General features: G+C 71.4%; 13 protein-coding genes and 1 other RNA gene. 5 read left to right on the plus strand and 9 right to left on the minus strand.

Translation table 11 applies throughout. The features are described from left to right. Nucleotides 1-50: 50 nt before the first annotated feature. Together AC1DYG_RS09940 and AC1DYG_RS09945 are read right to left on the minus strand one after the other, a co-directional pair. A complete protein-coding gene (locus AC1DYG_RS09940) occupies nt 51-224 on the minus strand; it encodes a CsbD family protein (protein WP_477639704.1) in 174 nt (57 codons plus the stop codon). A gap of 174 nt (nt 225-398) precedes the next feature. Then, a complete protein-coding gene (locus AC1DYG_RS09945) occupies nt 399-3776 on the minus strand; it encodes a pyruvate carboxylase (RefSeq protein WP_477639705.1) in 3378 nt (1125 codons plus the stop codon). 303 nt (nt 3777-4079) lie between these two features. Between AC1DYG_RS09945 and AC1DYG_RS09950 the strand changes: the two genes are divergently transcribed. Then, the gene (locus AC1DYG_RS09950; protein WP_477639706.1) at nt 4080-4664 is read left to right on the plus strand and encodes a hypothetical protein; all 585 of its coding nucleotides are present in this window, start codon (nt 4080-4082) and stop codon (nt 4662-4664) included. Between the two features lie 21 nt (nt 4665-4685). Here the strand turns inward: AC1DYG_RS09950 and AC1DYG_RS09955 are convergent, their stop codons facing one another. Next, nucleotides 4686-5297, minus strand: coding sequence for an NAD(P)-dependent oxidoreductase (locus tag AC1DYG_RS09955; protein ID WP_477639707.1), 612 nt, complete (start codon nt 5295-5297; stop codon nt 4686-4688). A gap of 96 nt (nt 5298-5393) precedes the next feature. Here AC1DYG_RS09955 and AC1DYG_RS09960 point away from each other — a divergent pair, with 96 nt between their 5' ends. Next, complete coding sequence (locus tag AC1DYG_RS09960) at nt 5394-5798, plus strand: winged helix-turn-helix transcriptional regulator (protein ID WP_477639708.1); 405 nt, start codon at nt 5394-5396, stop codon at nt 5796-5798. A gap of 10 nt (nt 5799-5808) precedes the next feature. Next, complete coding sequence (locus AC1DYG_RS09965) at nt 5809-6498, plus strand: CAP domain-containing protein (protein WP_477639709.1); 690 nt, start codon at nt 5809-5811, stop codon at nt 6496-6498. Nucleotides 6499-6550: 52 nt separating this feature from the next. On the opposite strand, the gene AC1DYG_RS09970 is transcribed toward AC1DYG_RS09965, so the two are convergent. After that, entirely contained in the window at nt 6551-7192 is a 642-nt protein-coding gene (locus AC1DYG_RS09970) for a fasciclin domain-containing protein (protein WP_477639710.1), read from the minus strand. Between the two features lie 237 nt (nt 7193-7429). Here AC1DYG_RS09970 and ssrA point away from each other — a divergent pair. Together ssrA and AC1DYG_RS09980 are read left to right on the plus strand one after the other, a co-directional pair. Further along, nucleotides 7430-7796, plus strand: a transfer-messenger RNA (tmRNA) gene (gene ssrA, locus AC1DYG_RS09975). Nucleotides 7797-7958: 162 nt separating this feature from the next. Beyond that, nucleotides 7959-8759, plus strand: coding sequence for a phosphatase PAP2 family protein (locus AC1DYG_RS09980; protein WP_477639711.1), 801 nt, complete (start codon nt 7959-7961; stop codon nt 8757-8759). 21 nt (nt 8760-8780) lie between these two features. Here the strand turns inward: AC1DYG_RS09980 and AC1DYG_RS09985 are convergent, their stop codons facing one another. The 5 genes from AC1DYG_RS09985 to AC1DYG_RS10005 form a co-directional block, all read right to left on the minus strand. After that, entirely contained in the window at nt 8781-9404 is a 624-nt protein-coding gene (locus AC1DYG_RS09985) for a hypothetical protein (protein ID WP_477639712.1), read from the minus strand. A gap of 24 nt (nt 9405-9428) precedes the next feature. Continuing rightward, a complete protein-coding gene (locus tag AC1DYG_RS09990) occupies nt 9429-10151 on the minus strand; it encodes a RibD family protein (RefSeq protein WP_477639713.1) in 723 nt (240 codons plus the stop codon). Further along, entirely contained in the window at nt 10144-11226 is a 1083-nt protein-coding gene (locus AC1DYG_RS09995; RefSeq protein WP_477639714.1) for a lysylphosphatidylglycerol synthase transmembrane domain-containing protein, read from the minus strand. Before AC1DYG_RS09995 ends, AC1DYG_RS09990 begins: the two co-directional genes overlap by 8 nt. 209 nt (nt 11227-11435) lie before the next feature. Further along, entirely contained in the window at nt 11436-12533 is a 1098-nt protein-coding gene (locus AC1DYG_RS10000) for a glycosyltransferase family 4 protein (RefSeq protein WP_477639715.1), read from the minus strand. Next, entirely contained in the window at nt 12530-12928 is a 399-nt protein-coding gene (locus tag AC1DYG_RS10005; protein WP_477639716.1) for a 6-pyruvoyl trahydropterin synthase family protein, read from the minus strand. Before AC1DYG_RS10005 ends, AC1DYG_RS10000 begins: the two co-directional genes overlap by 4 nt. Nucleotides 12929-12930 lie beyond the last annotated feature (2 nt).

The raw sequence follows: 12930 nt of genomic DNA on the forward strand, positions 1-12930 counted from the left end.
GGTATGCCGCGCACGATCTCTCGCACGCGGCATACCAAGGTTGATAACGCCTAGTCCTTGAGGGCGTCCTTGACCTTCTCGCCGGCCTGCTTCAGGTCGGCTCCGGCCTGGTCGGCCTTGCCCTCGGCCTCGAGGCGCTCGTTGTCGGTCACCTTGCCGGTGGCTTCCTTGGCCTGGCCGGTGGCCTTGTCCTTGGCGTTGTCGAGCTTGTCGTCAAATCCCATGATGGGCTCCCTTGGTTGGGTGCGATCTCGTTGGGTGTTGCTCTGCTGACACAGCCGCTTCTTGACCGCGTGCCCTTCGACCGTAACCCGGAATCGACGTCTTCGCAGGTCAGGGGCGTGGGCGGGCCCGCGGCAGGCCCCTGGCAGGTCCGTGACAGGCCCGTGCGAACAGGCCTAGCCGAGGACGAGGAGGAGGTCGCCGCCCTCCACCTGCTGCTGCGGCCCGATGGCCAGCCGCAGCACCGACCCGGCGACCGGCGCGGTGATGTTGGCCTCCATCTTCATCGCCTCGATCGTGGCGACCACCGCCCCGGCCTCGACGCTGGCGCCCTCTTCGACGGCCAGGCTGACGACGCCGGCGAAGGGTGCGGCGACCTGTCCCTTCGCGCTGGGGTCGGCCTTCTCGGCAGCCTTGACGTCGACGGCGATCTTCTCGTCGCGCACCTGCACCGGACGCAGCTGGCCACCCATGGTGAACATCACGGTCCGCATGCCTCGGTCGTCGGGGTCGGACACCGACTGCAGGCCGAGGAGCAGTCGCTTGCCGGGTTCGAGGTCGATCTCGTGCTCGAAACCCACCTCGAGCCCGTGCAGGAACTCGCGGGTGCCGAGGACGGCGAGGTCGGAGTAGGCGTCGCGCGACTTCTCGAAGTCGGAGGTGGGGCCGGGGAACAGCAAGCGGTTCAGGGTATGCCGGGGGCTCGCCTCGAGGGCCTGGCTGTCCTCCGCGCTGAGCTCGCTGACCCGGGGCTTGGTGGTGCGGCCCTGCAATGCCTTGGTGCGGAACGGCTCGGGCCAGCCGCCGGGCGGGTCGCCGAGCTCGCCGGAGAGGAAGCCGATGACGGAGTCGGGGATGTCGTACTTCGTGGGGTTGGCCTCGAAGTCGGACGGGTCGGCCTTGGCGCCGACCAGGGCCAGCGCCAGGTCTCCGACGACCTTGCTGCTCGGGGTGACCTTGACGATGTTGCCGAGGATCCGGTTGGCCGCGGCATACATGTCCTCGACCTCCTCGAAGTGGTCGCCGAGCCCGAGGGCAATGGCCTGCTGGCGCAGGTTGGAGAGCTGGCCGCCGGGGATCTCGTGGGTGTAGACGCGACCGGTGGGGGAGGGCAGGCCGGACTCGAAGGGGAAGTAGAGCTGCCGCACGGCCTCCCAGTAGGGCTCGAGGTCGTTGACGGCGCCCAGGTCCAGTCCGGTGGCGCGGGGGGTGCCGTCGGTGGCCGCGACCAGGCTCGACATCGGTGGCTGCGAGGTGGTGCCGGCCATGGCTGCGCTGGCGACGTCGACCGCGTCGACACCCGCGTCGATGGCGGCCAGCAGGGTGGCCAGCTGACCACCTGCCGTGTCGTGGGTGTGCAGGTGCACGGGCTGGTCGAACCGTTTGCGCAGGGCCGTGACGAGGGTGCGTGCTGCAGGAGCCCGCAGCAGACCGGCCATGTCCTTGATGGCGATGACGTGGGCGCCGGCGTCGGCGATCTGCTCGGCCAGGCGCAGGTAGTAGTCGAGGGTGTAGAGCTTCTCCGCGGGGCTGGTGAGGTCGCCGGTGTAGCAGAGCGCGACCTCGGCGACGGCAGTGCCGGTGGACCGCACCGCCTCGATGGCGGGGCGCATCTGGCCCACGTCGTTGAGGGCGTCGAAGATCCGGAAGATGTCGATGCCGGTGCGCGCGGCCTCGGTCACGAAGGCATCGGTCACGGCCGTCGGGTAGGGGGTGTAGCCCACGGTGTTGCGCCCGCGCAGGAGCATCTGCAGCGGCAGGTTGGGCATCGCCTCACGCAGCCGCGAGAGGCGGTCCCACGGGTCCTCGGCCAGGAAGCGCAGGGCCACGTCGTACGTCGCGCCGCCCCAGGCCTCGACGGACAGCAGCTGGGGCGTCAGCCGGGCGACGTGCGGGGCGACGTGCATGAGGTCACGGGTGCGGACCCGGGTGGCGAGCAGCGACTGGTGGGCGTCGCGGAAGGTGGTCTCGGTGACACCCACCGCCTCCTGGGCCCGAAGTGCCTCGGCGAAGGCCTGGGGGCCGTGCAGCAGCAGCCGGTCGCGGGCGCCGGGCGGCGGGGGAGTGGCCCGGTCGATCGCCGGCAGCTTGGAGCGCGGCGAGACTCGCGTGCGCCCGGGGCCGTGTGGCTGGTTGACCGTGACGTCCGCGAGGTAGGTGAGCAGCTTGGTGCCCCGGTCGGCGGGGACTCGCGCGGTGCGCAGTTCTGGGCGTTCGTCGATGAACGCCGTCGTCAGCCGGCCGGCCTGGAAGTCGGGTTCCTCGAGCAGCGCCTGGAGGAACGGGATGTTCGTCGAGACCCCGCGGATCCGGAACTCGGCGAGCGCGCGCCTGGCCCGACGCACTGCCGTCGGGAAGTCCCGGCCACGGCAGGTGAGCTTGACCAGCATCGAGTCGAAGTGGGCGCCGATCTCGGCCCCGACGAAGATGGTGCCGCCGTCGAGCCGGACGCCCGCGCCACCGGCAGAGCGGTAGGTCGTGATCCGACCGGTGTCGGGCCGGAACTCGTTGGCCGGGTCCTCGGTGGTGATGCGGCACTGCAGCGCGGCGCCCCGGATCTGCAGCGTCTCCTGGGACAGGCCCAGGTCCTCGAGGGTCTCGCCGCTGGCGATGCGCAGCTGGGAGCTGACCAGGTCGACGTCGGTGATCTCCTCGGTGACGGTGTGCTCGACCTGGATGCGCGGGTTCATCTCGATGAAGACGTAGCGGCCGTCGGGCGCGAGCAGGAACTCGACGGTGCCCGCGTTGACGTAGCCGATCTCCTTGGCGAACGCGACGGCGTGGGCGCACATGCGTTCGCGCAGCTCGGGAGCGAGGTTGGGAGCCGGGGCGATCTCGACGACCTTCTGGTGCCGCCGCTGCACCGAGCAGTCCCGCTCGAACAGGTGGATCACGTTTCCCGCCCCGTCGGCGAGGATCTGCACCTCGATGTGCCGTGGGCTGACGACCGCCTCCTCGAGGAAGACGGTCGGGTCGCCGAACGCCGACTCGGCCTCGCGCATGCAGGCCTCCAACGAGTCGCGCAGGTCCTCGCGCCGCTCGACCCGTCGCATCCCCCGACCGCCACCTCCTGCGACCGCCTTGGCGAAGATCGGGAACCCGATCTCCTCGGCGGCCGCGACGAGGGTGTCGATGTCGGTGCTCGGCTCGGCCCCCTTGAGGGTGGGCAGGCCGGCCTTCCTGGCGGCGGCGATGGCGCGGGCCTTGTTGCCGGTCAGGTGGAGCACCGACGCAGGGGGCCCGACGAACGTGACGCCGGCATTGGCGCAGGCCTCGGCGAGGTCGGGGTTCTCGGACAGGAAGCCGTAGCCGGGGTAGACGGCGTCGGCGCCCGCCTCGACGGCGGTGCGCACGATGCCCTCCGGGTCGAGGTAGGCCCGGACCGGGTGCCCCTCCTCGCCGATCCGGTAGGCCTCGTCGGCCTTGAGGACGTGTTCGGACTTGCGGTCCTCGTAGGGGAAGACGGCGACCGTCTTGGCGTTGAGCTCGGTCGCGGCGCGAAACGCGCGCACCGCGATCTCACCACGGTTGGCGACGAGGACCTTGCTGAACACTTGACCTCCAGGGGATCGGCACCCAGGGGTGATGGGGCCGGTGGGGGGACGGGCAGCGTGCGTCCGATCCTAGTGAGATCCCGACTCGTGAGACGGCTCGCCCGCCATGCGGACTAGCGGCCGTCGGTATGCCGCGTGCTCCGGGGGCGGGGCGAACGCGCTGCTGCCGCACGGCATACCGGACGACCGCGACGAGGGGCTGCCTCGGGCCACGCCCGATGGCTACGCTGGACGGGCGTGCAGGGGTCGCGGCGCAGCCGGGGCAGGCACTCCGCGACGTCGACGTCCGAACCGAGGCGGCTCATGGCAGGCAGGCATGTGCGCAAGGCCCCCGTGGTGATCTCGCGCGTGATCGCCACCGTGACGGTGTCGGCGCTGCTCCTCGCGGTGGGAGTCGTGGCCATGACGATCTTCACGGGCGGCGAGCGACGAGCGACCGGGGGTCCGCAGGGGCGGGCGCCCCACGTCGTCACCGGACCCTCGGCTGTCCCCTCCAGCGCGACCAGCCTGCCGACGTCTGACGGCACATCCGGCCAAACCTCGCCTGGCCCCTCGTCCGGGGGCGGAGCCGTGGTGGGTGCAGTGGGGGCGGATGGCGGCGGGCCAGCCACTCCCGCGTGGGCCTTCGCGCTCCAGAGCGCCCCGAGCAGCTCCAGCACCACGAGCGCGGAGGGACCCTCTCGCTTCGGGCTCCCGCTGGTCCCTGTGGGAGTCGACGTGGGAGTCGACGCCTACGCCCGGGGATGGCTGCAGCGCAGCGACAACGGCCGCGCCCACGGGAGGGCGGTCGGCCTCCTCGGTCGGGTGGGGACTGCGCACGGATGCCGTCCCGTGCCGAAGAAGTCGAAACCGTTCGCCGCGCAGGTCGAACCCCGTGCGTGCCGCTGAGCGGCGCTTGACCGCCCGTGGTCAGTTCGCGGCGGTGAAGCGCTGTCGACGGTGCTGCGGGTGCTCGATCTCGTCGACCAGGGCGACCGCGTAGTCCTCGGCGCTGATGGAGTCGCCCGCGGGGGTGTCCTGCGCCACCGTGTACTTCCCGGAGCGCTCGCCAGGGGCGATGACGGGGGCAGGTGAGAAGAACGTCCAGTCCAGGTCGTCCGGCGCGGCCTGGAAGATGTCGAGCGCGGCGGCGCCGGCCCGGGACTCGGCGAGGTACTCGGTGGGGAAACCTGGGGAGTCGAGCAGGCGGGTGCCGTCCGGCGTGAGGAGTGAGCCGGCTCCACCGACGAAGAGCACCCGTGCCCCGATGGCGTGGTCGACGAGGTTCTGGACCGCGGCCAGCCACGGTTCGTGGCTTCCCCCGGTGCGGCTCGGGCCGGTCGCCGACACCACCACGTCGTGGCTGGTGGCGGCCTCCTTGACGGTCGCCTCGTCGGCGAGGTCGCCCGGGGCGGCAGTGACGCCGTCGGGGAGGGGGGATCCGGTGCGCGTGTAGCCGGTGACCTGGTGGCCGCGGGAGAGGGCCTCGGTCGCGATGCGAGAGCCGATCATGCCGCTGGCGCCGAACAGGGCGATCTTCATGATGGTGCCTTCCGTGGGTGGTTTGTCGTGACTGTCTCTGTCAGGCGCGACAGTAACCAGTGGTAACTGAGCACTTCAACGTGCTATAAGTACCTGATGGTTACCAAGCAGGTCGGAGCGGCAACCCGGACTCCCGGCGAGGAGCGGGGCAACGCCTTCGACCCCGACTGCCCCACCCGCGTGGTGCTCGACAGGATCGGCGACAAGTGGACGGTGCTGGTGATCGGCGCGCTCGCAGGTGGTCCGCTGCGGTTCACCGAGCTGCGCGCGCGGGTCGGTGGGGTGGCACCCAAGGTGCTCACCCAGACGGTCCGCGCGATGGAGCGTGACGGCCTGCTCACCCGCACCGTCTTCGCCCAGGTGCCGCCCCGCGTGGACTACGCGCTCACCGACCTCGGGGTGTCGCTGGGTGGACCGATCGCCGTGCTCACGGACTGGGCCGAGACGCACGTCAGCACGATCCTCGCTGCTCGCGACGAGTTCGTGGCGCACGAGGCGTAGGTTGGACTGCTTGCCCACCCTTCTGCTCCGCACTGGCGGTGTCGCGGCGGCCGCGGCTCTGGCCCTGGCCGCGTGCAGTGGCGCGTCCTCCGACGAGGCCCGGGGGCCTACTCGCAGCGGCTCCGCGCTGTCGGCGAGCGCCAGCACCACGACGGGTGCGGCCACGACGACGACCAGTCCGGCCTCGCCGAGCACCACTACCGCGACCAGCCGCCCGCCCGTACCGACCCGGGCGACGACGCAGAGGCCGCGAGCCACGCCGGCGCCGAAGGTCACCCCGAAGCCGACGCCGAAGGCCGCGCCCCCGCCTCCGTCCGGCACCACTGTCGCCGCCCAGGTGCTGTCCCTGGTGAACTCCGAACGGGCCAAGGCGGGATGCGGCTCCGTCCGGACGAACTCGGCCCTGCAACGGGCGGCCCAGGGGCACAGCGCCGACATGGCAGCCAAGAACTACTTCTCGCACACCAGCAAGGACGGACGCACCTTTGCCGACCGGATCCGGGCAGCCGGGTACGCAGGGGGCGCGATCGGCGAGAACATCGCCGCCGGGCAGGCCACGGCGTCGGCGGTGATGCGCTCGTGGATGGGCAGCTCGGGCCACCGGGCGAACATCCTGAACTGTTCCTTCACAGCCCTGGGCGTCGGATACGCGAGGGGCGGCTCCTACGGCCACTACTGGACCCAGGACTTCGGGGGCTGACCGGGCCGCGGGCGCGCCCGCTGCAGCGCCCGCGGCCGGTCAGTCGTGCGGATCAGAGGTCGAGCGGTCGCAGCACCTCCGAGATTCCGTGGGCGATCTGGGCGTTGCCCCTGTTGATGTTGGCCCGCACCACGTAGGGGTTGCGGTCGGTGGGGTCGGCGTCCACGAGGGACACGAAGCACCGTCCGACGACGTCGACCGTCACGGTGCCGCCGGAGGCAGTGGTGAGGGTGGCGCCATCGGACTGCAACGCCTGGCGGTAGGTGACGGTGGCCCCCGGGACCACGTGGTAGAGCAGCACGGCCTCGACGGTGTCGATGCCCAGGGAGGCGACATCGGCGAAGACGGCGGACTCCGAGGTGTAGTGCTTGCCCGTGAGGTCGGACGCGAGGTGGCGGAAGGCGCGCTCGGTGGGCAGGAACGCCGTCAGGGCGACCGTCCCATCGGCCAGGACCCCGACGGCCGAACCCGGCTTGGCCGTCAGCACCGCCGTGACCGCGTTGTCGACGATGTCGAAGTCGTTCCAGTTGCCGTCGAAGCCGGGTCCGTCCTTGGCGAGGACGGCGGCCAGGCTCCGGGTGCCCGTGGCGGAGTGGTCCCATCCGTGCGCCGAGGCTGATGGGGCGCTGACGAGTGCGGCCGTGCCGGCGAGGCCGAAGGCCGTCACCGCTGTCATGAAGCGTCGAGCGAACATGCTTGTCCTCCAGGATTCCACTGCGGTGTGGTGGTCCCGGACCTGCGGTCACCGCTGGCCACGGATCCGGGCCCTGCGAATGGGGTTCGGAACCGCGCGGCGGTCAGATTGGACAAACCTTGTACACGATGAGGCCCGGCAGGAAATGGGTGAGGGACTGTCGCTGTTGGACGGTAGGCTGGGGACAGCAACAACTGAACAGCGGTCGTGTGAACACCCCTGCACTCGCAGGAGCACGGGGGTGATCGGTTTCGACATTGGTCGGCATTTCAGGGGAAGCGGGTCGAGGATGCCTGGTTATCTCGTTAACGCTCCTGGCAAACCAATAGGTGCCGATTCCAAGCGCACCGACTTTGCCCTCGCCGCCTGAGCGAGCTCCAAAGTCCGTCAGCCTGAGCTAGTTCTCGTCTCAGTGTCTGGCGTCAACTAGAGAACTTGCTGCGCAGTCATGTCGAGGGGCTGCGCGGGACTCTTACTCGACTGGGCCTGTCAGTGGACGTGTGCGTGCGAGCACTGGGGCCGAGAAAATCCACAGCGCACTGCACCCGGAGAAGTCCTGGTTTCCCGTCAATGGACGCGGGTTCAATTCCCGCCACCTCCACCACCGCGGTGTTCACACGGCAGTTCAGCCTCGAGGCCCGGTCGTTCGCGACCGGGCCTTCGTGGTGCCTGGGCGAGCCCGCGTGCGGTGCCCGGCGACGCGCCATACCGGCAGCGCCGCAGGCCAATGCGTATGCCGCATCGCCGACTTTGCGAGGATGGCCCGATGCTGCGCGACGACACCTCCGCCGAGGAGCGGATCGGGTCCCGCGACCTGACCGACTGGCGCACCTCCGCGGGCCGTCGGCTGGCGTCGTGGGTGCTGCAGCGAGCAGTCGGCCTCGCCCGGTGGAGCGCTGCGCACGTCGTCCTGGTCGTGACCGCCCTGGTCGGTGGCGCTGCCGCGGTGGCTCTGACCGCCGTGGCGACCGAGGTCTACGAGGCCGTGGTCGACGCCGACGGCATCGCGGGGCTCGACCAGCCGGTGCTGGACCAGGCGATCGCCTGGCGCTCGCCGGGGCTGGACCATGCCGTCACGCTCTACACCGACGTCGGCGGACCGATCGGGATGCCCATCGTCGCGACCCTCCTGACGTTGCTCATGGTCTGGCGCTGGCGGTCCCGAACTCCGTTGGTGCTCATGGTGATCGCGGCGATCGGCTCGCTGGCGATGACGACGACCGGCAAGGCCCTGATCGGCCGGGCCCGGCCGCCTCTGTCGGAAGCCGTGCCGCCCTACGAGAGCTCGCCCAGTTTTCCGAGCGGGCACACGCTGAACGCGACGGTGCTCACGGCGATCCTCGTCTACCTCCTGTTGCGCCGCCTCGACGCCGCGTGGACGCGAACGGCCAGCGTGGCGCTCGCCGCCGTCTTCGTGGTGACGATGGGCCTGAGTCGGGTCTTCCTCGGCCACCACTGGCTCACCGACGTGCTGGCCGGATGGGCGCTCGGGCTGGCGTGGGCGGCTGCAGTGATCACGGCCCACCGGCTCTTCCTCACCGTGCGTCGTGAGACCGAAGGCCGCTGACCCGAGGTTGGTGGGGTTGGGTCAGGCCAGGTCGGCCACCCAGTGGTCGCCCTCCTCGCGGAAGCCGAGGCGCGCGTAGTAGGGGTTGACCATTCCCGGGGGCGTCACGATCTGGCGGATGCCCTTGCCTCGGAACAACCCGCTGCTGCGGTAGACGAACTCGCCGGGGGAGAAGTCCCGGAAACGGGGCGTCACGTAGTCGAGCTCCACCTGGGCCACGCCGTCACCGGCATCCCGCACGACGACCACCCCCACGGTCTCGTTGCCGCGCTCGACGAGATAGGCGCTGCGGCCCGTCCCGAGGTCGGCCGCGTCGAACTGGGGGAAGTACCGGGCGATGTCCTTGCCCTGCACCTTGAGGAAGTGCTGGAGGTAGGACTCGTCCGGACCGACTGCCACCACCTCGTAGACCGACTCGTCGCCGCGTTCACGCAGCAGCTTGGTGATCATCCAGACGTTGATGCCCGCGGTGACGGTGTTCATCCCCACCATCGGCCAGACGTGCAGCATCGCGTTGAACAGGACGAGCGTGCAGCTCGCAGTGAGGTTGAGCAGGCGGAAGCGCAGCACGCGCTGCTGGAGCAGGGAGAAGATGAGCAGGGCAGAGCCTGCCCACCCCAGGGCTTGGATGGACCACGACGACATGGAGGGCAGTCTGCCAGTCCAGCTCTACTCTTCCGACCGGCTCGACCCGTCCGACCAGCTCGCCAGGAACCGTGGGGAGAGCGCATACCGCAGCAGGGCCACGTCGCCGATCTGCTGGGCCCCGACGAGGGTGGCCCGATGCCCTGCCGACCACGGGAAACGGCCGTCGCCGACGAACCGCCGGGCGCGGGAGTCGCCGACGAAGACGGGAGCGACAACCAGCTGGAGCTCATCGGCCAGGTCCTCGGTGAGGAACTGCGTGAGGACCGAACCCCCGCCCTCGACCATGAGGCGCCGCACCCCGCGGGCGTGGAGGTCCTCGGTGACCCGGCGCAGCGTGACCGGCTCCCCGGCATCGACGACGGTCGCCACGCCTCCCAGTCGCTGCCGAGCGTCCGCCGTTGTCGCGCTGGAGCAGTACACGAGCTTCTCGGCGTCGCCGGCGCGAAAGAACGCGGCGTCCGGGTCCAGGCGCGCTCCGCTGGTCACCGTGACCTTGCTCGGCGACGGCGGGCAGCCGCGCGCCACGCGGTCAGCCCGCCGTTCGGGGGAACGCACCAGCAGCCGGGGATCGTCGTCGCGGATCGTCCCGGCTCCCACGAGGATGGCATCGCAGGTGGCCCGCTCGGCGTCGACGCGGTCGAAATCCGCGGCGTTCGACAGCTGCAACCGCCCCGCTGAGGCGCTGTCGAGGTAGCCGTCCATCGAGATGCTGCAGCTGAGCAGGGTGTAGGGACGGTCAGTCACGAGCACCTTCCCCGGCCGCCGTGACGAGCGCTGGGCCCCCGGCGACGCCGACGACGGGGACGGGGACGGGTTCAGGCGGATCGACCTGCGCCCGAGCAGCGCTCGACGGGCCTGCCGCGAGCATCACGACCGCGCCCGGCAGGCAGGCGACGAACACGAGCACGCCGTAGACCACGGCCGTCGAGAGCCCGGCATCCGCGCCGAGGCCAGCGGCCCCGAAGGCCCAGGCAGCGACGCCTTCACGCGGTCCCCACCCGGCGAGGTTCACCGGCACCGCCATGGAGACGAGCACGACGAACGCGAGGGGGACGAGCCGTGCCGTCGGAGCGGTCGCCCCGGCGATGCGGGCCGCCACGACGAAGGTCAGGACGTGCCCCGCCACGGCAAGGGCGGAGGCGAGGACGACCAACGGCCAGGTGCGGCGCGCCAGAAACGCGCGACGCATCTCCGCCAGGGTGGCTGTGACGAGGGGTGGGGCGAGCGCGTTCCCGCCACCGCTCGCCGACCCTCTCCGCCTGAGCCACCAGACGCCGACGCACACACCCCCCGCCACCACGGCGAGCCACCCCCATGCCAGGAGGGGGCGGACGGGAGAGGGCAGCAGGGTCAGCACCACCAGGGCCATCACCACCTGGACGACCTGGCCCGCGCTGCGCTCCCAGAACACGGATCGGACGCCCTTGGCCGGGTCGCCGTGCTGGCGCCCGTGCCGCACGCCCCGGTGGACGTCCCCGAGCACACCACCAGGGGTCGCCGTGTTGAGGAACTGGGAGCGGTAGCAAGCCGCCACGGCGGGCAGCAACGGCACCCTGGCGCCGAGCCCGGCCGTCACGAGGCTCCAGCGCCAGGCGCAGCAGAGGGTCGTGAGGGCAGTGAGGACCACCGCGAGACCGAGCGACCACCCGTCGATGGCCGCCAGGGCGTGCAGGGACGAGCCGACGCCCAGCCGCCAGACCACGAACCCCAGGACCGCCGCGCCGCCGACGCGATGGGTCAGCGGTGAGCGGCCGACGCGCCGCGCCATCGCGGACAGGACACGCCGCGCGCTCGACTGGTCGTCGTGGCGTTGGGTCATCGCCAAGGCGCACCTCTCCTGATTCGGTCCAGCCTGGTCAGGTCCTCCACGGACCATCCGCGCACGGACAGGCCCTGCGCCAACCCTGCCTTCGCAGCCCGTCCCCGCACCTGCCATGACGTATGCCGCGTGGCTGGAGTTCACCCCCACCCGTCGCCACCCGGTGCGCCGGCCGGCCCATGGCCCGCTGGCTTGGCACACACAGACCGTCATGCCGCGAGCTCGGCCAGCACGGCGGCGACGGCTCTCGCCGTCGTCGACCACGGCGACAGCGTGATCCGGCGCCCACGGGCGGCCGCGCGCAGCCGCTCCCGGTGACCCGCATCCTCGAGCCAGGTCCGCAGCGCCCCGCCCAGCGCGTCAGGCTCGGTCGGCGACACGAGCAGGCCCGGCACCGTGCCGTCGGGAGCTGCCCCCATCGCCTCGTCGACACCGCCCACCGAGGTCGCGATGACCGGGAGCGCACGGGCCAAGGCCTCGGTGACGACGAGGCCGTAGGTCTCGATCCGTGACGCGTGCACGAGCACGTCGGCCGCGGCATACGCGAGGTCGAGGTCGTGGTCGGTGAGGGCACCGACGAAGGCGACCCGATCGCTGATCCCCGCCCAGTGGCACTGCGCCCGCAACCGCGCGACGTGGTCCGGGGCGAGGTCCAGGGCTCCCGCGCAGACCAGCCGCCACGGCAGGTCGTCCATGGTGGTCAAGGCGTCGAGCAGCGCGGCGTGGCCCTTGGCCGGGATGACCGCTGCCACGCTGAGCAGCTCACCACCCGACCGGCTGCCCGTGGCTGGGGAGGCGCGGTCGACGCCGGGCGGGGCCACGCGCACGCGGTCGGGAGCCAGGTCGTAGTGGTCCACGAGCCACCGCCTCGTCCAGTCGCTGGTGGTCAGGACGGCTGCGGAGGCTTCGAGGACCAGGCGCTCACCCTCCGCGGCATCGTGCTCCCGGTCCAGCGGGTGGTCCGGCGGGTGGTCCGGCGGGTGGACCGGCGGGTGACCGAGTGGCAGGTGGACGAGCACCACGACCCGCAGCCTGGCCGCCTCCGGCACGAGCACGTCGGGCGCGCACGACGCGACGAGGCCGTCGAACAGCACCAGGCTGCCGCGCGGCAGAGCCGCCAGCTCGGCTGTGAGGTTGGCGCGGGACCGGACGTCGGGGTGTGGCCAGGACCCGGGCGCCGCATGGACCTGCACCGACCACCCGAGCGCCGAGAGCCCCGAGCAGACCCGGCGGTCGTAGGTGTTGCCCCCGCTCGGTCGCGTCGCGTCGTCAACGGTGTCGGGGACGACGATGTGCACCGTGGTCACAGGGTCCGCTCGTAGCTCGCCCACGCCACCGGGGACTCCGACAGGGTCACGGTGATGGCACTGACGCGCCGTGCCGTGTCGCCGAGGTCCCCGGCGTGGACGCGGTCGGCCAGGCGGTCGGCCACCAAGCGGGCCAGGACCTCCGTCGTCGTGTTGGTGTCCGCGAGGGTGGGGTCCTCGTCGAGGTTGCGGTAGGTGAGGTCGGCGAGCACTTCGTGCAGCGCGGCATCCGCCCGCCCGATGTCGACGACGATGCCGTCGTCGTCGAGGCTCTCGCCGTGGAAGGTCGCGTCGACGACGTAGGTCGCACCGTGCAGTGCCTGGGCCGGGCCGAAGACCTCGCCGCGGAAGCTGTGGGCGATCATCATGTGGTCCCGCACGGTCACTCTGAACACGG

The organism is Pedococcus sp. P1_H8, from assembly GCF_056405175.1.